Below are 22,541 nucleotides of genomic sequence, written 5' to 3'. Positions count from 1 at the left end.
GCTCCCCGCAGGAGCGGGCTACACCCGAGATGCATCCCCAAAGCCCCCCACGAACCATTCCCACAAACCCCTCGCACTCAAGTAAACTGGCGGGCTTCTCGCAGCCCTGGGCTGCCCCTGTAGATTTTCCCAAAGGTGCCCACCATGCCTTGGCTGCAAGTACGTCTGGCCATCAGCCCGGATCAAGCCGAAACCTATGAAGATGCCCTGCTCGAAGTAGGCGCGGTTTCGGTCACCTTCATGGACGCCGAAGACCAACCGATTTTCGAACCGGACCTCAATACCACCCCGCTGTGGTCGCACACGCACCTGCTGGCGCTGTTCGAGGCCGATACCGATGCCGCCGCCGTGTTCGCCCACCTGCAACTGCTGACCGGCGCCGAGCTGCCGGAACACCAGGCCGAAGTCATCGAAGACCAGGACTGGGAACGCAGTTGGATGGACAACTTCCAGCCAATGCGTTTTGGCCAGCGCCTGTGGATCGTGCCGAGCTGGCACGCCGCGCCCGAGCCTGAGGCAGTCAACCTGCTGCTCGACCCGGGCCTGGCCTTTGGTACCGGCACCCACCCCACCACCGCCCTGTGCCTGGAATGGCTGGACGGCCAGGACCTGAACGGCGCCCAGGTGCTCGACTTCGGTTGCGGCTCGGGCATCCTGGCAATCGCTGCCCTGCTGCTCGGCGCCCGCGAAGCGGTCGGCACCGACATCGACGTGCAAGCGCTGGAAGCCTCCCGCGACAACGCCGGACGCAACGGCATCGCCGACGAGCACTTTGCCCTGTACCTGCCCGAACACATGCCGGCGATGCAGGCCGATGTGCTGGTGGCCAACATTCTGGCCGGTCCGCTGGTAGCCCTCGCCCCGCAACTGTCCACCCTGGTTCGCCCGGGCGGCTTGCTGGCACTGTCGGGCATCCTCGCCGAACAGGGCGAAGAAGTGGCCGCAGCCTATGCCAAGGACTTCGACCTGGACCCGATCACCGTCCGTGACGGCTGGGTACGCATCAGTGGTCGCCGCCGTTAAGTGGGCCTAGAATAACTTTCTGCACAACCCGGACCGCCGCATGACCGACAGTTTCGTCACCCAGTGCCCGCATTGCCAGACCAGCTTTCGCGTCAACCACAATCAGTTGAGCGTGGCCCGCGGCGTGGTGCGTTGCGGCGCTTGTCTCCAGGTATTCAACGCCGCCAAGCAGCTGTTGGAACAAAGTGCGGCGCAAAATCCGGTCAGCCAGCCTGCGGTCGTTGAACCCCCGGTTCCCGTACAACCGGCGCCTGCCAGCCAACGCGAGTGGAGCGCTGCCGAGCTTGATCTCGACCAGCTCGACCTGGATCAGGAATTGGCTCGGCTCGAGCAGCGCGAAATCCAGCCGACCACCGAGTTCAAGGCGGGTGCCGCCCGCGAGGACAGCCTCAGCGCTCACCGCGACGAACCGGAAACCGACGACCAGCATTGGCCTGACAGCCTGTTCAGCACCCCTGCCAACGAGCGCGAAGCCCCTGGCGAGGTGCTGGATGAGCCTTTGCCGCCATTGATCGAGCAAGAGCCGCTGGATCTTGCCCCCGCCCCAGGCGAACGCACCGAGCCTTCGCTGTCTCTGCAGTCGCTGGACGCAGACCTCGATGAACCCGCGCAAGCCACGCGCCCAGCAGCCGTCGAGCTCGATGAGCCACCAGGGGAGCGCCTGTCGGCCAAGGAGCCCGAAGACGACTTCGACGCCCCGCAAGCGGACGACGACCGCCGTGAACCCGGACTGGGCCCGACCTCCAGCCGCCCCGCACGCAAAGAGCCCCTGCTCGATCTGGTCGACGACCCACTGCAACTGGACTGGCAGAAACCCAAGGCCCACTGGGGCAAGCGTCTGCTGTGGATATTGCTGGTGCTGCTGGCCGCCGCGGCCCTGGCCGGCCAGTACATCTGGTACCACTTCGACGAACTCGCCCGCCAGGACCAGTACCGCCCGTGGTTCCAGCAGCTGTGCCCGCAAGTGGGCTGCAAGGTCCCGTCCCGGGTCGACATCGACCGCATCAAAAGCAGCAACCTGGTGGTCCGCAGCCATCCGGACTTCAACGGCGCCCTGATCGTCGATGCGATCATCTACAACCGGGCACCGTTCACCCAGCCGTTCCCGCTGCTGGAATTGCGCTTTGCCGACCTCAACGGCCAACTGATCGCCAGCCGGCGCTTCAAACCCGCCGAATACCTGAGCGGCGAACTGGCCGGCAAGGGTGAAATGCCCAGCCAGGTGCCGATCCACATCGCCCTGGACATCCTCGACCCGGGCCCCAAGGCCGTTAACTACAGCCTCAGCTTCCGCTCCCCCGAATAGTCCCGAGCACGCATGCCCGTCCCACCAAACTGGCGGGCATAACGCCGCAGCTGTTCAGATTTTATCCAAATCCATCTTTATCCGGTCACCGAGAGCGGGTATCATGCCAACCCTTTTTCGAACTCTAATGATCCGGCCCCACAACAGGGAACTCCTATGTCGGCGGTACGCATCGGCCCATACACACTGCAGAACAACCTGATCCTCGCGCCAATGGCCGGGGTCACGGACCAGCCATTCCGTCAGCTCTGCCGACGAATGGGTGCAGGCCTGGTGGTGTCGGAGATGGTCAGCAGCGACATGAGCCTGTGGAACAGCCGCAAGTCGCGCCTGCGCATGATTCACGAAGGTGATCCCGAGCCACGCTCGGTACAGATCGCCGGTGGTGACGCGCAGATGCTCGCAGCGGCGGCCCGGGCCAATGTCGAGGCGGGCGCCCAGATCATCGACATCAACATGGGCTGCCCGGCAAAAAAAGTCTGCAACAAGGCTGCAGGCTCTGCTTTATTGAAAGATGAAGCCTTGGTCAGCGAGATCCTCCACGCGGTGGTTGCCGCCGTGGACGTACCGGTCACGCTGAAGATCCGCACGGGTTGGGACCGGGCGAACAAGAACGGCCTGACGGTGGCGAAGATTGCCGAACAGGCGGGCATCCAGGCGCTGGCGGTCCATGGACGAACCCGCGCCGACCTGTACACCGGCGAAGCCGAGTACGACACCATCGCTGCGATCAAGCAGGCGGTGTCGATTCCGGTTTTTGCCAACGGCGATATCACATCGCCAGAAAAGGCCCGGGCCGTACTCCAGGCGACTGGAGCCGACGGCTTGCTGGTTGGCCGGGCTGCCCAGGGGCGGCCCTGGATCTTTCGCGAGATCGAGCATTACCTGCGCACCGGCGAGCAATTGCCGGTGCCACAGCTGGAAGAAGTGGAACGCATTCTGCTTGAGCACCTGGCCGCCCTGCACGCCTTCTATGGCGATGTGATGGGTGTACGCATTGCCCGCAAGCATGTCGGCTGGTACTTGGCAACGCTTCCGGGCGCCAGGGAGTTTCGCGCCCAGTTCAATCGTTTGGAAGATACGCAAGCGCAGTGCGCCAACGTTCGTGGTTTTTTCCGCGAACGTGAACAGAGCCTTGAGACAGAGGACGGACAAGGGGTGGCCGCATGACGATGATGACCGAGACTTTAGTGAGTGGAACAACGCCCGTGAGCGACAACGTCAACTTGAAACAGCACCTGAATACACCGAGCGAAGAAGGTCAGACCCTTCGCGGCAGTGTGGAAAAGGCGCTGCACAACTATTTCGCCCATCTGGAGGGCGCGGCCGTCACGGACGTGTACAACCTGGTGCTCTCGGAAGTCGAGGCGCCGTTGCTCGAAAGCGTGATGAATTACGTCAAGGGCAACCAGACCAAGGCCAGCGAGCTGCTCGGGCTCAACCGCGGCACCTTGCGCAAGAAACTCAAGCAGTACGATTTGTTGTAAGCCAGCATCCAAACCAGAAAAGGCGGCTCCCATTCGATGAGGTCGCCTTTTTTGCTGACTCCACCGCGTTATGGAATCTGAAATGACCGACCAGACTACCCGCCTGCCGATCCGCCGCGCCTTGATCAGCGTCTCCGACAAGACCGGGATCCTTGAATTCGCCCGTGAGCTGCAACAGCTCGGCGTCGAGATCCTGTCCACCGGCGGCACCTTCAAGTTGCTCCAGGACAATGGCGTTGCCGCGGTGGAAGTTGCCGATTACACCGGCTTCGCCGAAATGATGGATGGCCGGGTCAAAACCCTGCACCCGAAGATCCACGGTGGCATCCTCGGCCGCCGTGGCACTGATGACGCCATCATGGCCGAGCACGGCATCAAGCCGATCGACCTGGTTGCCGTCAACCTGTACCCCTTCGAAGCGACCATCTCCAAGCCAGGCTGTGACCTGCCGACCGCCATCGAGAACATCGACATCGGTGGCCCGACCATGGTCCGCTCGGCCGCCAAGAACCACAAAGACGTCGCTATCGTGGTCAACGCCAGCGACTACGGCCAAGTGCTGGAAAGCCTCAAGGCCGGTGGCCTGACCTACGCCCAGCGCTTTGACCTGATGCTCAAGGCGTTCGAGCACACCGCCGCCTACGACGGCATGATCGCCAACTACATGGGCACCGTGAACCAAGCCGCTGAAACCCTCTCGACTTCCGGCCGCAGCGAGTTCCCGCGCACCTTCAACAGCCAGTTCGTCAAGGCCCAGGAAATGCGCTACGGCGAGAACCCGCACCAGAGCGCGGCGTTCTATGTCGAGTCCAAGCCTGCCGAAGCCGGCATCGCCACTGCAGTCCAACTGCAGGGCAAGGAACTGTCGTACAACAACGTGGCCGACACCGACGCTGCGCTGGAATGCGTGAAGAGCTTCGTCAAGCCGGCCTGCGTCATCGTCAAGCACGCCAACCCGTGCGGCGTGGCGGTAAGCCCGGATGCCGAAGGCGGTATCCGCCAGGCTTACGAACTGGCCTACGCCACCGACACCGAGTCGGCCTTCGGCGGCATCATCGCCTTCAACCGCGAGCTGGATGCCGAAACCGCCAAGGCCATTGTCGAGCGCCAGTTCGTCGAAGTGATCATCGCCCCTAGCGTCAGCGAAGAAGCCCGCGCCGTGGTTGCCGCCAAGGCCAACGTGCGCCTGCTGGCCTGCGGCCAGTGGTCGGCCGAACGTGCCGCTGCCTGGGACTACAAGCGCGTCACCGGCGGCCTGCTGGTACAGAGCCGCGACATTGGCATGATCACCGAAGGCGACCTGAAAGTGGTCACCCAGCGTGCTCCGACCGAGCAAGAGATCCACGACCTGATCTTCGCCTGGAAAGTGGCCAAGTACGTCAAGTCCAACGCCATCGTCTACGCCAAGAACCGCCAGACCATCGGTGTCGGCGCCGGCCAGATGAGCCGCGTGAACTCTGCTCGCATTGCTGCAATCAAGGCCGAGCATGCGGGCCTGCAGGTACAGGGTGCGGTCATGGCATCGGACGCATTCTTCCCGTTCCGTGACGGTATCGACAATGCAGCTAAAGTGGGTATCACTGCCGTCATCCAGCCAGGCGGCTCGATGCGTGACGCCGAAGTGATTGCCGCAGCCGACGAGGCCGGCATCGCCATGGTCTTCACCGGCATGCGCCACTTCCGCCACTGATACGCGCAGGCTTGATGTAGAAGCGGGCTTGCCCCGCGATCGCGCTTTATCCATTGCAGCGCATCGCGGGCCAAGCCCGCTCCCACAAAGAGCCGCGCCCTCCGAATTAGCGTCATCGAGGTTTTGACATGAAAGTTTTGATTATCGGTAGCGGCGGTCGTGAACACGCCCTGGCCTGGAAAGTCGCTCAGGACCCGCGGGTCGAGAAAGTCTTCGTAGCCCCGGGCAACGCCGGTACCGCCACCGAAGCCAAGTGCGAGAACGTCGAGATCGACGTCACTGCCCTGGAGCAACTGGCCGACTTCGCCGAACAGAACGTTGCCCTGACCATCGTCGGCCCTGAAGGCCCGCTGGTCGCCGGTGTTGTCGACCTGTTCCGCAGTCGCGGCCTGGACTGCTTTGGTCCGACCAAGGGCGCTGCCCAGCTGGAAGGCTCCAAGGCGTTCACCAAGGACTTCCTGGCTCGCCACAAGATCCCGACGGCCGACTACCAGAATTTCACCGAGATCGAGCCGGCCCTGGCTTACCTGCGCGAAAAAGGTGCTCCCATCGTGATCAAGGCCGACGGCCTGGCCGCGGGCAAGGGCGTGATCGTTGCCATGACCCTGGGTGAAGCCGAAGATGCCGTCCGCGACATGCTCGCTGGCAATGCCTTTGGTGAAGCCGGTTCGCGCGTGGTCATCGAAGAGTTCCTCGACGGCGAAGAAGCCAGCTTCATCGTCATGGTCGACGGTCAGAACGTGCTGCCCATGGCCACCAGCCAGGACCACAAGCGCGTCGGCGACGGCGATACCGGCCCCAACACCGGCGGCATGGGCGCCTACTCCCCGGCGCCTGTGGTGACTGCCGAGGTACACCAGCGTGTCATGGACCAGGTGATCTGGCCGACCGTGCGCGGCATGGCCGAAGAAGGCAACGTCTACACCGGTTTCCTGTACGCAGGCCTGATGATCGACAAAGCCGGCAACCCGAAAGTGATCGAATTCAACTGCCGCTTCGGCGACCCGGAAACCCAGCCAGTCATGCTGCGCCTGGAGTCGAGCCTGGTCCTGCTGATCGAGGCCGCCTTCGCCAAGGCCCTGGATAAAGTCGAAGCCCAGTGGAACCCGCAACCAAGCCTGGGCGTGGTCCTGGCGGCAGGCGGCTACCCTGGCGACTACAGCAAGGGCGCGGCCATCAACGGCCTGGACGCTGCGGCCAAGCTGACCGGCAAGGTGTTCCATGCCGGTACCGCCCTCAAGGACGGCCACGTGGTTGCCACCGGTGGTCGGGTGCTGTGCGCCACTGCCCTGGGTGAAACCGTCGAGGCCGCTCAGCAGCAAGCCTATCGCCTGGCTGCCGAAATCAACTGGGAAGGCAGTTTCTACCGTACGGACATCGGCTACCGCGCCATTGCCCGTGAACGTGGCGAGCATCAAGAGTAATAAAGCGCCCGCAAGCAGCGACGCCATCGGCGCGCTGCCTCCGGCTCGTCGACAGGGCCCGTCTGGGCCTTGCCTTCGCCTTGGCGCGCCGCGCATAGTTAACATTCGGCACTTTTGCTAAGAAGGGATCTCGTCGTGCGTTGGCTCAGGATCGCCATAGGCCTCACCGTCAGCCTGCTGACCCTGCTCTGCCTGTTCCCGGTTTCGGCGGACCACGGCAGTGGGTGGGCAGTTTTGCTCGACGAACAAGCCAGCCTGCAGCTTAGCGACGTACGTTCCGAACGCTACCGCAACCAGTTCAGCCCCCTCGAACTGGACCAACTCAATGCCGCAACGCCAGACCAGGCGCTGTGGTTGCATTACCGCCTGGAACCCGGGCAGCACGAACAACTGCTGCGGATCTTCGCGCCCGACCTCTCCCGTCTTGACCTGTACGCCCTCGATGGCGACCAGTTGATCAAACAAATGCACAACGGCCGCCCCTCGGAAAACGGCTTTCCCAGCGTGCGCAGCAGTGATCACATCCTGGCCCTGCCCAACAGTGCCCACACCCTGGATATCTACCTGCGGCTGGTCTCCGAGCATCAACTACGCCCGGCCATCAGCCTCGAGCCGGCCGTCAACGTAGCCGCCGACCAGCGCCAGGCATTGTTGTTCGGCCTGCTGTTCGGCTGCCTGCTGATGCTGATGCTGCACAACCTGATCCGCTTCGCTTATTCGCGTTCCTCCACCAGCCTGAGCCTGGCGGCCTATCACGGGCTGATGCTGCTCAGTGCGCTGATCCTGCTCAATCTCAGCGGCCCATGGTGGAGCATGTGGCATTCGGCACAGACGCCTGCCGCCTACCTGACCGCCTTGCTCGCCAGCCTTGCCGGCCTGACCTTCACCCTGCGGTTTTTCCGCCCCTGCGGCCAGCCACGCCTGGCGCGCGTGCTACAGGTAGAAATGATCGTGGTCGGGCTCAGCGGCTTGCTGCTGCTGTTCGTCGATACCTTGCCGCTCAACCTGATGACCTACGTCCTGTTCGCCGTTGGTAGCCTCACCATGCTGCTGACGGCCAGCTACCACTGGTACAAGGGCTATGAACCGGCGCGTCTGTTTGCCTTGTCAATGCTGGCGTTCAATATCGGTTGCCTGGTGGTGCTGCCCGCCCTGCTCGGGCTGACTCGCACGCCAACCCAATGGCTGCTGTTCATTCTGCTGGGCATGGCCAGCTTCAGCGGCCTGCTGCTCAACCTTGCCGTCAGCGAGCGCCTGCGCCGCATCAGTGAGGAACGTTTCAGTGCCAGCCGCGAACTGGCGGCCAGCAATGCCGAGATCAACGCCAAGGCCGAGTTCCTGGCGAAGATCAGCCACGAAATCCGCACCCCCATGAACGGCGTGCTGGGCATGACCGAATTGCTGCTCGGCACACCGCTGTCGGTCAAGCAGCGCGACTATGTTCAGACGATCCACAGTGCCGGCAATGAACTGCTGACGCTGATCAACGAGATTCTCGACATTTCAAAGCTCGAGTCCGGGCAAATCGAGCTGGACGATGTGCAGTTCGACCTCAATGCCCTGATCGAGGACTGCCTGAGTATTTTCCGCGCCAAGGCCGAGCAGCAGAACATCGAGCTGATCAGCTTCACCCAGCCTCAGGTGCCGCGGGTAATCAGTGGCGACCCCACACGCCTGCGCCAGGCACTGCTGAGCCTGCTGGAAAACGCCCTGAAAAACACCGAGCAGGGAGAAATACTGCTGGTGGTGGCGGTCGACCAGCGTGGCAGCGCGCCGCGCCTGCGCATCGCCGTGCAGGACAGTGGCGAAGCCATTTCCCCGGGTGAGCGCGAAGCCCTGCTGCAGGCCGAGCTGCACAGCAAGCACTTCCTCTCCAGCAACAAGCTGGGCGGTCACCTGGGCCTGGTGATCGCCAAGCAACTGATCAGCCTGATGCAAGGCGAGTTCGGCATCAAGACCAGCCATGGCATGGGCAACACCCTGTGGCTCACCCTGCCCCTCGACCCGCAACGCCTGGAACAACCCCCGGCCGACCTCGATGGCCCGCTGCGCGGCGCCCGTGTGCTGGTGGTGGATGACAATGACACATGCCGCAAAGTGCTGGTACAGCAATGCAGTGCCTGGGGCATGAACGTCAGTGCCGTGCCTTCGGGCAAGGAGGCACTGGCCCTGCTGCGCACCAAGGCACATCTGCGCGACTATTTCGATGCGGTCCTGCTCGACCAGAACATGCCGGGCATGACCGGCATGCAACTGGCGGCCAAGATCAAGGAAGACCCAAGCCTCAACCATGACATTCTGCTGGTCATGCTCACCGGCATCAGCAACGCACCGAGCAAAGTCATCGCGCGCAATGCCGGGGTTAAGCGAATCCTGGCCAAGCCCGTGGCCGGCTATACCCTCAAGACCACCCTCGCCGAAGAGCTGGCGCAGCGCAGCAAGGGCCAGCCCGTCATGCCGGCACCGGTAAGCCTGGCGACACCGCTGAACCTGCCGAGCGACTTCCGCATCCTGGTAGCCGAAGACAACAGCATCTCGACCAAGGTCATTCGCGGCATGCTCGGCAAGCTCAGCCTGGAACCGGATACCGCAAGCAATGGTGAAGAAGCCCTGCAGGCGATGAAGACCCACCACTACGACCTGGTACTGATGGACTGTGAAATGCCAGTGCTCGATGGTTTCTCGGCCACCCAACAGCTGCGCATCTGGGAAGTTGCCAACCACCGCAAGCGTACCCCGGTCGTCGCCCTGACCGCGCATATCCTGGCCGAGCACAAGGAGCGCGCGCGCCTTGCCGGCATGGACGGCCACATGGCCAAGCCCGTCGAGTTGTCACAACTGCGTGAGTTGATCGAACACTGGGTTGCCCGTCGCGAGGCCGAGTCCACCCAGGTGTCCACCCCGTAAACCCGCGCACGCCTGATACACTTCCTTCACGTTCCCCTGCCGTCGCGAGCCCCGACCATGCTCCATGAGTTATTCAGCGTCTACCTGAAAATGCTCGTGCTCTACAGCCCGTTCTTCGTGCTTTCCTGCTTCATCAGCCTGACCCGCGGCTACTCCAGCAAGGAGCGCAAGCACCTGGCGTGGAAAGTGGCCATCGCCGTACTGATCTCCAGCGTGCTGCTGTACCTGTTTGGCCGGGTCATCTTCGGCGTGTTCGGCATCACCTCCGATGCCTTTCGCATCGGTGCCGGCAGCGTGCTGTTCATCTCAGCGCTGGGCATGGCCCAGGGCAAGTCGGCCGTGCAGACCGACAACGTCCAGCAGGACGTCACCATCGTGCCCCTGACCATTCCCCTGACCGTCGGCCCCGGCACCATCGGTGCCCTGCTGGTGATGGGGGTCGGCCAGCCGCATTGGGACGACAAGTTGCTGGCCATTGTCAGTATCACCCTGGCCAGCTTCACCGTCGGGCTGGTGCTGTACCTCTCCCACCGAATCGAGCGGATTCTTGGCGACCAGGGCCTGCAGATCGTCAGCCGGTTGATGGGATTGTTCGTCTGCGCCCTGGCTGCGCAAATCATCCTTACCGGGATCAAGGGCTATCTGGTGCCCTAGAGCACCAGCTGGTGAATTTCGCGCAGGGCTACCGCCTGCAGATTGGCCTCGACCCGCTGACGAAACTTTTGATCGAACAGGCGCGTATTGAAGCGTACCAGTTCAGCCTTGACGGTCAGCTGGCGCCGCTGACGATATAAAAAGCCGGCAGTGACATCCACTCGCGCCAACGTCTCATGGTAAAGCACCATGTCGATGCAACCGTTGCGAGCAGGCAAACAGGGCAGCAACTGGAAAACCCCGGTGTCTTTCGTTCGCTGCTCGAAATGCGCCAGCGCTGCAGGGGCGAGCTTGAGCCGAGCCATTGCCAGCCCCATTGTCGTCGCGTATTCACTGCCAGCGGTTGCCGATATCGTGCGCAGGGCGCTATCAACAATATCCGGCCTCTCCTGACCTGGCCAATGCACCTCACTGGCCGGTAATGCATCCCACCCGTAGAACATCAGCTTGCGCTTGTAGTAGCTGTACCAATCCTGGATCAGATGGTTATCCAGGGCATCACGGGTGTCTCGTTCAGCGATCAAGGCCGCCAGTTTCACGGATGCTTGCTGGCCCGGTGTCAGTCCCGACGAAAAAGACATCAGCCCCGCGCCGATGACTGCTGCCTGTGGCTTGTTCATGGGAGCCTCCTGGCGCCGTATCCACTGCCAACATGACGTGCTCAAGAACCACGAGATGACGCGAGGAACGCGCCATCCCGTAATTTCAGATGTCGTAGTCGAGTACGTTATTGATGGCCCGCTCGCCCAACTTGAGCTCGATAGTGGGGCGGACATGGTCGTACAGGGACTTGTTGAACGACAACGCCGCGGAGCCTGTATAGGACGTCAAGGCACTGCTGTTCCATTCGAATACAGCCAGGTCCAGGTCGTGAGTCGCGGCGGCGACTTGCACCGCGCTCATGACCAGGACCACTTCGCCACTTTGGGTTTCGATGCAGGAGGCCAGGCCGACCGAGGCATTGGCCTTGTTTGTGAGGTTGCGCTTGAGCAGTTGCTGGGCTTCATTGACCATGCCAAGCTTTTCAAGCGCACTTTCGGCCAGTTTGTTCAGGGCAGCGCCCACCGGCCCGCCTAGAAATGCAGTGCCGATACTGCTCACCGCCTTGGCAGCGATGGCACCGACCTTGAGGGACTGCGAGCCTTCACTCACCTGTTCATAGCAACGACGTGCAGTCACCCAGCCGCAATCGTGCATGACCTTGAGAAACGCCTTGAACCACTCCTCGCCCTGCCCTTCCTGATCAAAGCGTTTGCTCGCTACCAGCGAAGCGAAGTGATAGGCGTTTTTTACGTCGGTACGGCTTTGCAACGACATGCCCGCGCCAAACGCCATCAGCGATTGATCGACGATAGCCGCTGTATTGTTGCTCATAATTTCAGGGGTTGCTGTCATCTCGAATATCCTTCTCGTGAAAAAGCCCGCACGTCATCGACGGGGGCTTCACACTATTCGAGAGGCGTGCCTGAGTCAGGATCGAAAGCTTTCCCCGCCAGGTTCAGTCCTGTACCGGGTACCACCGAGGGGTGTAGACCCAAGGCTCGGCATGTGCCCGCGCAAATTGACAGGTGGTGGACGAACCCACCAGCACCATCGTGCGCATATCGACCATTTCAGGATGCAAGTCGCCGAGCGTGACCACCCTGAGCGTCTGCCCTGGCCTGCCAATATCGCGGCCAAGCACGACAGGCGTTTGAGCGGTACGGTGCTGGCGAACGATTTCCAGGGCCCGCCCCAACTGCCAGGGTCGCGAACGCGAGATCGGGTTGTAGAAAGCCAGCGCCAGGTCCGCCTGGCAGGCGAGGTCCAGGCGCTTCTCGATGATCGACCAGGGCTTGAGGTTGTCCGACAGCGACAACACACAGAAGTCATGCCCCAGCGGCGCACCGGCCTGGGCAGCGGTGGCCAGCGATGCGGAAACACCGGGCAGCATCTGCAGGTCGACGGCATGCCAGCGCGGGTTGGTCGACTCGTGCAAGGCCTCAAGCACGGCAGCGGCCATGGCGAATACGCCAGGATCGCCAGACGACACCACCACCACTGAACGCCCTTGGGCAGCCAGCTCGAAGGCATGGCGGGCGCGCTGCATCTCTTCGCGGTTGTCGGTGCAGTGCATGACCTGGTCCGCGCGGAACGGTCCGGCCATGCGCACGTAGGTTTCGTAGCCAAGAATATCGTTTGCCCGGGCGAGCTCGGCCTTGACGGCCGGTACCATGAACTCGGCCGCACCAGGCCCCAGGCCGATCACGGCAAGTCGACCGCGGGCACGGCCTATCTGCACGGGATCGATCGGTTGGCTGGAGACCACGATGGCCAGGTTTTCGGTGAGTGCTTGCGGCGGTAACAACTGTGGCATTGCCTGTGCCGCCAGTGCGCTGGCGCTCTTGGCATCCACGGCAAACCGCAACGCAACGCCCAGCTCGGCCGCTGCAGCGTGCAACGCAGGGTCCGCCATCAGCGATTCGCTCGCCAGCAAACACGCCAGGGCCGGCTCGGCGATCTGCGCGCTGGCCAGCGCCTCACGCACTGTCGTTGCCAACTGCGCCGAAACTGCAGTGATCGCCACCATGACACAACGCGGATAGATCACCAGTTCATTGTCAGAGACCGCGCGTGCGTCACAGCCAACATGGATGGCCAACTGCGCCTGCTCGCTCTGCGGCAGCTGTGCCTGGGCCAGCCAGGGCGCCTCGCCGTCGATGCGCACCGTTTCACCGGCCAGCAGGTCGCTGACAAAACGCTTGCCCAGTTCCAGGTCCGCCAGGGCATAGCCGCTGGGTGGATTGAGCAGGCAGGTGCCGAATCGCAATTCGCCGCTGGTGGTGATGGCCGCTGCCACCCCAAGGCCTGCAGCAATTTCCCGCGCCATGACATTGACCCCGCCCAGGCCACCCAACAGTGGCACCACGGCGCTGCCGTCTTCGGCCACCGCCAGCACCGGCGGCTCGACGCCCTTCTCCAGCAACTCGCTGGCAAGCGTGCGGATGACGATCCCGGCCGCACACAGGGCAATGATCGGCGTGTCTTGCTGATAGAGCTGACGCAGGGTCGCGCCAAACTCCCGGTAGCTGCAGTCGACGTCTTCGACCCGACCTGCCAGGCCATGGACCAACGCGTCGGGATACAGCTGCTGGATCTTGCGGGCAGTGGCCAGGCTGCCTTTGCCAAGGATGACAATGGCCGGTGCTTTACGGGTCATCAACCTTGCCACCTTTCACCGGGAACGATGATCAGCGAGAAGTACGGCGAGGACTGCGGATCGACATCATCCAGGGCGACGATCTTCTGGTTGGCCATGGTCGCGCGCTCGACATACAGCGCACGCTCGGCAAGCCCCAGTTCGCCCAGCACCTGGCGCACCTTGGGAAAGTTGCGCCCAAGCTTCATGATCACTGCCGCATCGGCATCGGCCAGGCGCCGCTTGAGTTCATCAGCGGGCAACACGCCCGAGAGTACCGACAGGCTCTGGTTGCGATAGACCAGTGGCGCGCCCAGTACCGAGGCGCCGCCGAGCATCGAGCAGACACCCGGAATCACCAGGGCCTCGTAACGCTCGGCCAGGCGATCATGCAGGTACATGTAGGAGCCATAGAAGAACGGGTCACCTTCGCAGATCACCGCGACATCGCGACCGGCATCCAGGTGCGCGGCGACCTCGAGGCTGGCCTCGTCGTAGAAGTCGCTGATCACTTGTTCATAGGAGAGCGGTGCCGGCAACGCTTCGGTAGTCACCGGATACACCAGCGGCAGCAAAGTCTGCGCCTCCTGCAGGTGGCCTTCGATGATACCGAAGGCATTGCCGCGCTTACCCTTGGCCACGAAATAGGCAACCACCGGCGACTCACGCAGCAGGCGCAAGGCCTTGACCGTGATCAGTTCCGGATCGCCAGGGCCGACGCCCAGGCCAAGCAAACGTCCACGAGCCTGCATCATTCGACCTCCGTGGCCAGGGCATTGACCGCAGCGGCCGCCATGGCGCTGCCGCCCAGACGACCCTGCATGATCACGAACGGCACGCCGCGGCTATCGGCCGCGAGCATCGCCTTGGATTCGGCCGCACCCACAAAGCCCACCGGGAAGCCGAGGATCAACGCAGGCTTGGGTGCGCCAGCATCGATCATCTCCAGCAGGTAGAACAACGCCGTTGGCGCATTACCGATGACCACCACGCTGCCCTCCAGGTACGGGCGCCACAGCTCCAGCGCCACCGCCGAGCGGGTGTTGCCCAGTTCACGGGCCAGCTCCGGCACCTGCTCGTCGCGCAGGGTGCAGATCACTTGGTTATTGGCAGGCAGGCGAGCACGGGTGATGCCTTCGGCCACCATGCGTGCATCGCAGAGGATCGGCGCGCCGTTGGCCAGTGCCTGGCGACCGGCCGTGCCTGCGCCTTCCGAGAACTGCAGGCCGTCGATGGCATCGACCATGCCGCAGGCATGAATCACCCGAACCGCGAGTTTCTCAAGGTCGGCAGGAATACGATCGAGCCGCGCTTCCTCACGAATGATCGCGAAGGAATTGCGATAGATCTCCTGACCATCGCGGATGTAATCAATCATCAAGGGTGCTCCGTGAGCGGACATCGAGCAGTGCGCCCGCTTCTTCTAGTGTGAGGTCGCACGCGCGCAGGGCACCGAAACCCGCCTGGCGCGCGTCGCGCAAATAAAGGTCATAACGGCCCGGGGCTCGGGCCAGCAGAGTCGCCGGGGCAACGTGGGCCACGGCGCAGGAACGGGAACAACCGCTCAGGTGAACACTGGCCGAGGCGCCCGAGGCCAGCAAGGTGGCCAGGTGAACGGCATCGCCCTTGGTGTCGGCCAGGCCCTTGGCGCAACCCGCCGAACCGGTACAGGCGGCCATGCGCGCCAGCGGCTCGGCAGCGGAACACAGCAAGCCCAGCCGGGCGCAGCTGGCAGCCACGCTTGTCAGCTGCGGCTGTGCAATGTTGGGCAACAACAGGCTTTGCCAGGGGGTCATGCGCAAGTTGCCATCGCCCTGTTCCCTGGCCAGCTGGGCCACGCCACGCAGCATTGTCGAGGTCAACCGACCGAGGGGCGGCGCAGCACCGAACGCACCGAGGCCGCTCTGGCGCTGTGGATAAATGCCCAGGTGGCTGCACGGGGTCAGCGGACGACACCATTGCAGTACCGCAGCATCACGGCGCACCGGCAGGCCCAGCCCGTCAATGAAAGCCTGCGGACCGACGTCGCCAAGCAGATGGCGCATGCGTGACTGGTCAGGCCCGGCCAGGTCAAGAAAGCGATTGAGTACTGCAATCACCAAGTCGAACCCTTGTGCCGCCGGCACTGCACCGAGCGGCGAACCCAGGCCAGGGCTGCCTGCCAGGCCGAACGCGAACCAGGGTTCGTCATCCAGCATCAGGGCCGACAGCCACAAGTCATGGGGATGCTCGAGCATCGCCAGGGCTTCCCCGGCGTCCAGTTGCAAGGCGAACTTGGCCGACAGCTGATGAAAGCGCGGTGTCGTTTCCAGCGCCTGCAGCACCCGGTCAGCCAACGGCCGGGCATCCAACAGCATGTGCCGGTCCAGCCCGGCGCCGGGGCTGAGCATCAGGTTGCGTACATCGTCACCAGCGGCATCGCGCGGGCCCAGGCCCGCTGCCAACAGCAGCTCGATCATCCCGGCCCGATCAGCCTTGATGCCGCGAATCTGCAAGTTGCCGCGGTTGGTTGCTTCGATGACGCCGCTGGCGTAGCGCTCGGCTGCCGTGGCCACCGCATCGGCCTGATCGGCTGTCAGCGCGCCGCCGGCCAGCTTGATCCGGCAGATGCCGCCGTCCAGTGCCTGGACGATACGCAACAACCCCGGGCAAGCCGAGGGGCGGAGCGCAACATGGGGCTGGCGGGCCGGGAAAGGCTCGTTCAAAGGGTCACCCGACAATCGTGAAAAGGCACTTCAGTGTAGAAGGCGCGGTATTATGCCTGCTTTGTCCGAAGGCATGAAAAGCCTGCCGGTCGGATTGCTGGTATTGAGGAAAATGCATGTCGCCCTGGCTGACAGTAGTAGGCATCGGTGAAGACGGTTTCAGTGGCCTGGGCAAGAACGCCCGGCGCGTGCTGTTGGGTGCAGTGAAAGTGTTTGGCGGCCAGCGCCAGCTGGATCTGCTGCCTCACTGCATCAGTGGCGAGCGCCTGCTGTGGCCCAGCCCCTTCTCATTGGCGCCACTGCTGGCCCTGCGCGGCGAACCGGTGTGCGTACTGGCCAGCGGTGACCCGATGTTCTATGGCGTGGGAGCCAGCCTTGCCCGCCAGCTCAATGCCGATGAAATGAACGTGCTGCCGATGCCGTCCTCCTGTGCCCTTGCCGCCGCCCGCCTGGGCTGGCCCCTGCAGGAGGTGACGACGCTGTCGGCGGTGGCCCGCCCGCTCGGCGCCCTCAATGCCCATCTGTACAGCGGCGTGCGCCTGCTGGTGCTGAGCAACGACGGCAGTAGTCCTGCCGCCATCGCCGCACTGCTGTGCGAACGTGGTTTCGGGCCGAGCCGCATGCGCGTCTTCGAGCACCTGGGTGGCAGCGCCGAACGCAGTCTTGAAGGAACCGCCCAGCAGTGGCAACACCACGACATTGCCGCCTTGAACCTGGTCGCCATCGAGTGCCGTGCCGCGCCCGATGCGCTGCGCCTGTCGCCCTTGGCCGGCCTGCCAGACAACGCCTTCCGGCACGATGGCCAGATCACCAAGCGCGACGTGCGTGCCATCACCCTCGCCCGCCTGGCCCCCCAGCCGGGCGAACTGCTGTGGGATGTCGGCGCCGGCAGCGGCTCGATCGGCATCGAGTGGATGCGCGCCCACCCCAGTTGCCGGGCGCTGGCCATCGAGTCCGATAACGGCCGCCAGCAGTTGATCGAACACAACCGCGACGCCTTGGGCGTGCCCGGCCTGCAACTGATTCGCGGCCGTGCCCCGCAGGCGCTCGAAGGGCTGGAGCAACCGGATGCCGTCTTCATCGGCGGCGGCGTGACCCGCGAAGGCGTGCTGCAACACTGCTGGGCACAACTGCGCCCTGGCGGGCGGCTGGTGGCCAATGCCGTGACCCTGCAAAGCGAGCTGGCGCTGGTCAACTGGCGCGAGCAGCATGGCGGCGAGCTGACCCGCATCCACATTGCCCAGGCCCAACCCCTGGGTGAATTCGACACCTGGCGCCAGGCCCTGCCGATCACCTTGCTAGAAGCGGTCAAGCCCCTCGATGCGTGACGAGACCCAGGAACAACCCGCCCCTCTGCGCAGCGGCCTGACCACCGGCAGCTGCGCCACCGCCACCAGCCTTGCGGCGGCGCGACTGCTGCTGACGGGCATGCACGACGACGCGGTGCAGATCACCCTGCCCAAGGGCAAGCAGGTGCAGATGCGCCTGGAGTTCTGCCGCATGCATGACGATGGGGCCGAGGCCGGTACCCTCAAGGATGCCGGCGACGACCCGGACGTCACCCACGGCGCCCTGCTCTATAGCCGCGTACGCCTGCAAGCCGAGCCCGGTGTGCGCTTTGTGGCGGGCAATGGTGTCGGCACCGTGACCCGTCCCGGCCTGGTACTGCCGGTGGGCGAACCGGCGATCAATCCGGTGCCGCGGCGAATGATGACCGAACACCTGCAACAGCTGGCCGCGGAGTGCGGCTACGGTGGCGGCTTCGAAGTCACGGTGAACGTGGAGGACGGCGAGAACCTGGCGCTGAAAACCATGAACCCGCGCCTGGGTATCCTCGGCGGCCTGTCGATCCTCGGCACCAGCGGTATCGTCCGGCCCTTCTCCTGTTCGGCCTACATTGCGTCCATCCACCAGGGCATCGACGTTGCCAGGACCAATGGCTACCTACACATCGCCGCCTGTACCGGCAACGCTAGCGAAGACACCATGCGCCGGGTGTACAACCTGCCGGAAATCGCCCTGATCGAAATGGGCGACTTTGTCGGCGCCGTGCTCAAGCACCTGCGCAAGGTGCCTGTGGATAAGCTCAGCCTGTGTGGCGGCTTTGGCAAAATCAGCAAGCTGGCCGCCGGGCATATGGACCTGCATAGCCGTCACTCCAGCATCGACCTGCCGCAACTGGCTGAATGGGCTGCGGCCATCGGCGCCGACAGCGACCTGCAAGACGCCATCCGCCAGGCCAACACCAGCCAGCAAGCCCTGGCCCTGGCCAGTGCCGCCGGCATTGCCCTGGGTGATGCCGTGTGCGCCCACGCCCTGGCCTTTGCCCGTAGCGTGGTGCCGGCGCAGGTACAGGTGGAGGTGTTTGCCATCGACCGGCAAGGCGGCATCGTCGGCCATGCGGGAGCGTTTGCATGAAACATATCCTGCTGCTGGGCGGCGTCACCGAGGCCCTGGCCATTGCCCGCACTCTGGGCCCTGAACACGTCTATAGCCTGGCTGGTATCGGCCGGGTGCCGAGCGACCTGAACTGCCAGGTGCGAGTCGGTGGCTTTGGCGGTGCCGAGGGTCTGGCGGCTTACCTGCGCAGCGAGTCCATCGACCTGTTGATCGACGCCACCCACCCCTACGCGGCGCAGATCAGCCGCAATGCCGCCCAGGCTGCTCAGCTGGCCGCGATTCCCTGCTGGGCCCTGCGCCGTCCTGCCTGGCAGCCACAGCCGGGTGATGATTGGCGCGAAGTGGCGGACTGGGCAGCGCTGATCCAGGCCCTGAAGCCGTTCAAGCGACCGCTGTTTACGCTGGGCCGCGAGCCATTGCAGCACCTGGATGAAATCCCGCCCGAACAGTTCTGGACCTTGCGCGCCCTGGAAGCCTGCCGTGGCAATGAGCGATGCGAAGTAATCGGTGCGCGCGGGCCGTTCTACCTGGAGGGCGAGCGCGAGCTGTTCGAGCGCAGGCAGATCGATGTGCTGATCAGCAAGAACAGTGGCAGTGGGGCTACGGAGCCCAAGCTGGAGGTTGCCCGTGAACGAGGCGTGCCGGTGCTGATTCTGAAGCGGCCGGTTTTGCCGGAAGTCGACAGACAGTTCTTCAGTCCTGGACAATTATTGGCGGCGTTGATCGCGGGGGTAGAACCGGAGACATCCTTTACACAGTAAACCGCAGACATGGTTTACACATTTAAGCTTGGACGCGGCTTTCACCGCGTCCAAGTTTTCCTGAGGGATAGTCCTTACAACTTTCACAGATCTTCCCCAATAGCCCATCGCCATCTCTCTGCCCTACACTGCACCCTTTCTCCCGCAAAAGAATTCGCCCATATGGAAATGCAATGGTGGATCTGGCTGGTGTTCGGCTTCGCGCTGGTCGTGCTCGAACTCATGCTGCCGACGTTCTTCATCCTCTGGTTCGGCATTGGCGCCGTGCTGGTGTCGCTCATCGCTTACCTCGCACCCAGCCTGCAACTCGACATGCAGGTCCTGCTCTGGGTGATCTTCTCATCCATTACCACCGCCCTGTGGTTCAAGGTGTTCCGCAAAAAACCGGATAACCGCTGGACGGCCGCCAGCGTGATTGGCGAAGTCGGCCTGCTCACTGCCACGGTCTCCGAGTTCCACAAGGGTCGTGTGCGCTTCCAGAAGCCGATCCTCGGCAATGAGGAGTGGATCTGCGTCGCCGATACCGAGATTCTTCCCGGCGAGCGCGTACGCATCACCGCCATCGAAGGCAATACCGCCCGTGTTACCCGGGCCTGATCAAAAGGAAACCTTGAACCATGACCAGCCTCATCGTCGTCGCCACGCTCGCCGCGTTCCTGTTCGTCACCCTGTTCAAGGGGGTACGCATCGTGCCTCAGGGCGAGGAGTGGATCGTCGAGCGTCTGGGCCGCTACCACAGCACCCTCAAGCCTGGCCTGAACATCGTCATCCCTTACGTCGACGTGGTTGCCTACCGTCTGCCGACCAAAGACATCATCCTCGACGTGCAGCAGCAGGAAATCATCACCCGTGACAACGCGGTGATCGTCGCCAATGCCCTGTGCTTCGCCAAGGTTGTCGACCCGCAGAAAGCGGCCTACGGCGTGCAGGATTTCTCTTTTGCCGTGACCAGCCTGACCATGACTTCCCTGCGCGCCATCGTCGGTGCCATGGACCTGGACGAAGCACTGTCCAGCCGCGAACAGATAAAGGCCCGCCTGCGCGAGGCCATGTCCGAGCAGACCGAAGACTGGGGCGTGACCGTACGCTCGGTTGAAATCCAGGACATCAAGCCCTCGGAAAACATGCAGGCCGCCATGGAACGCCAGGCCGCCGCCGAGCGTGAACGTAAAGCCGACGTCACCCGCGCCGAGGGCGCCAAGCAGGCCGCGATCCTCGAAGCCGAAGCCCGCCAGCAGGCGGCAAAGCTCGACGCCGAAGCGCAGATCAACCTCGCCGAGGCCTCGGCCCGTTCGATCACCCTGGTCAGGGACGCGGTGGGCACCGAGATCACCCCGGCCATGTACCTGTTGGGTGAGCGCTATATCGGCGCCATGGAAAACCTGGCCCGCAGCAACAACGCCAAGGTCGTTGTACTGCCTGCCGACCTGCAGGAAACCGTGCGTGGCCTGATGGGGCGCAACAAGCCCGTCTGAGCACTGGCTGCCGGGAGTGCGGCACTTCACCGCACCCCCGGCAATTTTTCCTATACTGGGCGTTACAATAGCCACCACTTGATTCCTGACCGGATCCCTCCATGCCCGCACATCGGCCCGCCATTGCCTGGATTGCCTGCTTTGCAGTGCTGTTCAATCTGCTGGCCATGCCGTTGGCGTCCGCCGCCCCAAGGGGCCCGGCCGAACAACTGCTGTGGGGGGCTTTCTGTTCGAGTGTCGGCAGCAAGCTCACGCCTGAAGTCATGGCCCTGGGCAAGCTCGACCTTGGCGAGCAAGGCGATGCCAAGGCCAGCATGCAACATTGCTGGTGCTGTTCCGGCGCGGCGCCGCTGCTGGCGCTACCGGGGCACGCACTGCAACTGAACCATCCGCTGGCGGTGCCCGCTGCCCGCGAACCGCTGCTCGCAACATTCCAGCCCACCCCGCGCCAACTCTGGCCATCGCTCAATCCCCGCGCCTCCCCTCTGGTCTGATTTCACTACGCTACCTGCTGCGAACCTGAATCGACTGGAGAATCACCATGTTCAAGAACGCCCTGCTGCTGGCTGCGCTGATGCTGCCGGCGACCTTTGCCAACGCCCACGAATACACCAAGGGCGACCTGCATATCGCCCACCCGTGGTCGCAGGAGCTGCCGCCCAACGCCCCCAACGTCGCGGCCTATTTCGTCGTCCACAACAACGGCGCAACCGCCGACACGCTGCTGGGTGTCGATAGCCCGATCAGCGACGACGCCCAGTTGCACGAACATGTGCACAAGGACGGGCTGATGAAAATGCAGCAAGTGCAGAATGTCGAGGTACCCGCCGGCAAGGACCTGGTGTTTGCTCCCGGCGCCTATCACGTGATGCTGATGCAGCCCAAGGATCGCAGCCTGTTGAGTGACGGCAAGCGCTTCCCGCTGACCCTGCATTTCAAGAACGCAGGTGATGTCACCGTCGAAGTCGCCGTGCAGAAGCAACCCCCGGAAGGCACCGCCCACACGCATTGATCGCTGAACGCTGCTCGCCATGAGCTTCGCCCGCAGCCGCTTCGCCCGCACCGCCCGCCCTGACACCAAGAGGGCGCGTGGCAGCTGGCTGAGCCTGTTCGCCATGTTGATGATCTTTATCGGCCCACTGGTTTCCCAGTCGATGCCGATGGATCACCGTGCCATGCCGCAAGGCATGAACATGAGCATGCCCATGGACAGCGCTGCCGATTGCCACGCCGGCGATCACCCTGGCAGCGACGCTTCGCTGCATGTGATCTGGGAGAAGTGCGGCTACTGCAGCCTGTTCTTCCATTGCCCCGCCCTGCCCCAGGCCCTGAGCCTGCTCAACACCGAAGCCACACCCGCCAGCAGCACCCTGGTCGTCCAGCCACGTCAGGGGCATGCCCGGCAAACCGTGTTCCCCGGCGCCCGCAGCCGCGCGCCACCTGCCTTCATCGTCGTCTGAAGCCACTGTTGCGCTCACAGGTCCGGCACTTGGCCGTTGACCGTGCGCGCCCCCATGACTGATCGATGTTG

Annotated in this window: 22 protein-coding genes; 16 read left to right on the top strand and 6 right to left on the bottom strand. The window is 63.5% G+C overall.

Going from position 1 to position 22,541, the window contains the following annotated elements; translation table 11 throughout:
- Nucleotides 1–144: 144 nt before the first annotated feature.
- The 8 genes from prmA (at nucleotide 145) to H621_RS0123615 (ending at nucleotide 10,491) form a co-directional block, all read left to right on the top strand.
- Nucleotides 145–1,023 carry a 50S ribosomal protein L11 methyltransferase gene (gene prmA, locus H621_RS0123650; protein WP_028945752.1) on the top strand — a complete coding sequence of 293 codons (879 nt, stop codon included), beginning with the start codon at nucleotides 145–147 and terminating at the stop codon, nucleotides 1,021–1,023.
- A gap of 40 nt (nucleotides 1,024–1,063) precedes the next feature.
- Nucleotides 1,064–2,329: a DUF3426 domain-containing protein gene (locus H621_RS0123645; protein WP_028945751.1), complete on the top strand. Its 1,266-nt coding sequence runs from the start codon at nucleotides 1,064–1,066 to the stop codon at nucleotides 2,327–2,329.
- A 156-nt stretch (nucleotides 2,330–2,485) separates the two neighbouring features.
- On the top strand, nucleotides 2,486–3,499 hold the full coding sequence (gene dusB, locus H621_RS0123640) for a tRNA dihydrouridine synthase DusB (RefSeq protein WP_028945750.1): 1,014 nt from the start codon (nucleotides 2,486–2,488) through the stop codon (nucleotides 3,497–3,499).
- Entirely contained in the window at nucleotides 3,496–3,816 is a 321-nt protein-coding gene (gene fis, locus H621_RS0123635) for a DNA-binding transcriptional regulator Fis (RefSeq protein ID WP_003186237.1), read from the top strand. Before dusB ends, fis begins: the two co-directional genes overlap by 4 nt.
- A gap of 82 nt (nucleotides 3,817–3,898) precedes the next feature.
- Nucleotides 3,899–5,506, top strand: coding sequence for a bifunctional phosphoribosylaminoimidazolecarboxamide formyltransferase/IMP cyclohydrolase (gene purH / locus H621_RS0123630; protein WP_028945749.1), 1,608 nt, complete (start codon nucleotides 3,899–3,901; stop codon nucleotides 5,504–5,506).
- Between the two features lie 128 nt (nucleotides 5,507–5,634).
- Nucleotides 5,635–6,930, top strand: coding sequence for a phosphoribosylamine--glycine ligase (gene purD / locus H621_RS0123625; protein WP_028945748.1), 1,296 nt, complete (start codon nucleotides 5,635–5,637; stop codon nucleotides 6,928–6,930).
- Between the two features lie 135 nt (nucleotides 6,931–7,065).
- Complete coding sequence (locus tag H621_RS0123620) at nucleotides 7,066–9,837, top strand: hybrid sensor histidine kinase/response regulator (RefSeq protein ID WP_028945747.1); 2,772 nt, start codon at nucleotides 7,066–7,068, stop codon at nucleotides 9,835–9,837.
- A 57-nt stretch (nucleotides 9,838–9,894) separates the two neighbouring features.
- Nucleotides 9,895–10,491 (top strand): MarC family protein, encoded by a 597-nt coding sequence (locus H621_RS0123615; RefSeq protein ID WP_028945746.1) that lies wholly within the window; start codon nucleotides 9,895–9,897, stop codon nucleotides 10,489–10,491.
- On the opposite strand, the gene H621_RS0123610 is transcribed toward H621_RS0123615, so the two are convergent.
- From H621_RS0123610 to cobG, 6 genes are all read right to left on the bottom strand, one after another.
- Nucleotides 10,488–11,111 (bottom strand): hypothetical protein, encoded by a 624-nt coding sequence (locus H621_RS0123610; RefSeq protein WP_028945745.1) that lies wholly within the window; start codon nucleotides 11,109–11,111, stop codon nucleotides 10,488–10,490. The two genes, H621_RS0123615 and H621_RS0123610, sit on opposite strands and share 4 nt — an antisense overlap.
- A gap of 85 nt (nucleotides 11,112–11,196) precedes the next feature.
- Nucleotides 11,197–11,886 (bottom strand): hypothetical protein, encoded by a 690-nt coding sequence (locus H621_RS0123605; protein WP_028945744.1) that lies wholly within the window; start codon nucleotides 11,884–11,886, stop codon nucleotides 11,197–11,199.
- Between the two features lie 103 nt (nucleotides 11,887–11,989).
- Nucleotides 11,990–13,690 carry a precorrin-3B C(17)-methyltransferase gene (cobJ, locus tag H621_RS0123600; RefSeq protein ID WP_028945743.1) on the bottom strand — a complete coding sequence of 567 codons (1,701 nt, stop codon included), beginning with the start codon at nucleotides 13,688–13,690 and terminating at the stop codon, nucleotides 11,990–11,992.
- Nucleotides 13,690–14,421: a precorrin-2 C(20)-methyltransferase gene (locus H621_RS0123595; RefSeq protein WP_028945742.1), complete on the bottom strand. Its 732-nt coding sequence runs from the start codon at nucleotides 14,419–14,421 to the stop codon at nucleotides 13,690–13,692. Before H621_RS0123595 ends, cobJ begins: the two co-directional genes overlap by 1 nt.
- Entirely contained in the window at nucleotides 14,421–15,047 is a 627-nt protein-coding gene (locus tag H621_RS0123590; RefSeq protein ID WP_028945741.1) for a precorrin-8X methylmutase, read from the bottom strand. Before H621_RS0123590 ends, H621_RS0123595 begins: the two co-directional genes overlap by 1 nt.
- Nucleotides 15,040–16,374 carry a precorrin-3B synthase gene (gene cobG / locus H621_RS0123585; protein ID WP_084168031.1) on the bottom strand — a complete coding sequence of 445 codons (1,335 nt, stop codon included), beginning with the start codon at nucleotides 16,372–16,374 and terminating at the stop codon, nucleotides 15,040–15,042. Before cobG ends, H621_RS0123590 begins: the two co-directional genes overlap by 8 nt.
- A 116-nt stretch (nucleotides 16,375–16,490) precedes the next feature.
- Here cobG and H621_RS0123580 point away from each other — a divergent pair, with 116 nt between their 5' ends.
- The 8 genes from H621_RS0123580 to H621_RS0123545 all read left to right on the top strand — a co-directional run bounded on the left by H621_RS0123580 (nucleotide 16,491) and on the right by H621_RS0123545 (nucleotide 22,470).
- Nucleotides 16,491–17,702 carry a bifunctional cobalt-precorrin-7 (C(5))-methyltransferase/cobalt-precorrin-6B (C(15))-methyltransferase gene (locus H621_RS0123580; RefSeq protein ID WP_028945739.1) on the top strand — a complete coding sequence of 404 codons (1,212 nt, stop codon included), beginning with the start codon at nucleotides 16,491–16,493 and terminating at the stop codon, nucleotides 17,700–17,702.
- Complete coding sequence (locus H621_RS0123575) at nucleotides 17,695–18,792, top strand: cobalt-precorrin-5B (C(1))-methyltransferase (protein WP_028945738.1); 1,098 nt, start codon at nucleotides 17,695–17,697, stop codon at nucleotides 18,790–18,792. Before H621_RS0123580 ends, H621_RS0123575 begins: the two co-directional genes overlap by 8 nt.
- Complete coding sequence (locus tag H621_RS0123570; protein WP_028945737.1) at nucleotides 18,789–19,535, top strand: cobalt-precorrin-6A reductase; 747 nt, start codon at nucleotides 18,789–18,791, stop codon at nucleotides 19,533–19,535. Before H621_RS0123575 ends, H621_RS0123570 begins: the two co-directional genes overlap by 4 nt.
- 162 nt (nucleotides 19,536–19,697) lie before the next feature.
- Nucleotides 19,698–20,132 carry an NfeD family protein gene (locus tag H621_RS0123565; protein ID WP_028945736.1) on the top strand — a complete coding sequence of 145 codons (435 nt, stop codon included), beginning with the start codon at nucleotides 19,698–19,700 and terminating at the stop codon, nucleotides 20,130–20,132.
- 20 nt (nucleotides 20,133–20,152) lie between these two features.
- Nucleotides 20,153–21,010, top strand: a complete 858-nt coding sequence (locus H621_RS0123560; RefSeq protein ID WP_028945735.1) for an SPFH domain-containing protein — start codon at nucleotides 20,153–20,155, stop codon at nucleotides 21,008–21,010.
- Between the two features lie 101 nt (nucleotides 21,011–21,111).
- Complete coding sequence (locus tag H621_RS0123555; protein WP_028945734.1) at nucleotides 21,112–21,504, top strand: DUF2946 domain-containing protein; 393 nt, start codon at nucleotides 21,112–21,114, stop codon at nucleotides 21,502–21,504.
- A 47-nt stretch (nucleotides 21,505–21,551) separates the two neighbouring features.
- Complete coding sequence (locus H621_RS0123550) at nucleotides 21,552–22,022, top strand: copper chaperone PCu(A)C (protein WP_028945733.1); 471 nt, start codon at nucleotides 21,552–21,554, stop codon at nucleotides 22,020–22,022.
- Between the two features lie 19 nt (nucleotides 22,023–22,041).
- Complete coding sequence (locus H621_RS0123545; RefSeq protein ID WP_028945732.1) at nucleotides 22,042–22,470, top strand: DUF2946 domain-containing protein; 429 nt, start codon at nucleotides 22,042–22,044, stop codon at nucleotides 22,468–22,470.
- The last annotated feature ends 71 nt before the right edge of the window (nucleotides 22,471–22,541 follow it).

The organism is Pseudomonas vranovensis DSM 16006 (assembly GCF_000425805.1).
GTDB lineage: Bacteria > Pseudomonadota > Gammaproteobacteria > Pseudomonadales > Pseudomonadaceae > Aquipseudomonas > Aquipseudomonas vranovensis.
Note: the sequence above shows the minus strand (reverse complement) of the source record. Positions and strands in the feature narration are given on the sequence as shown.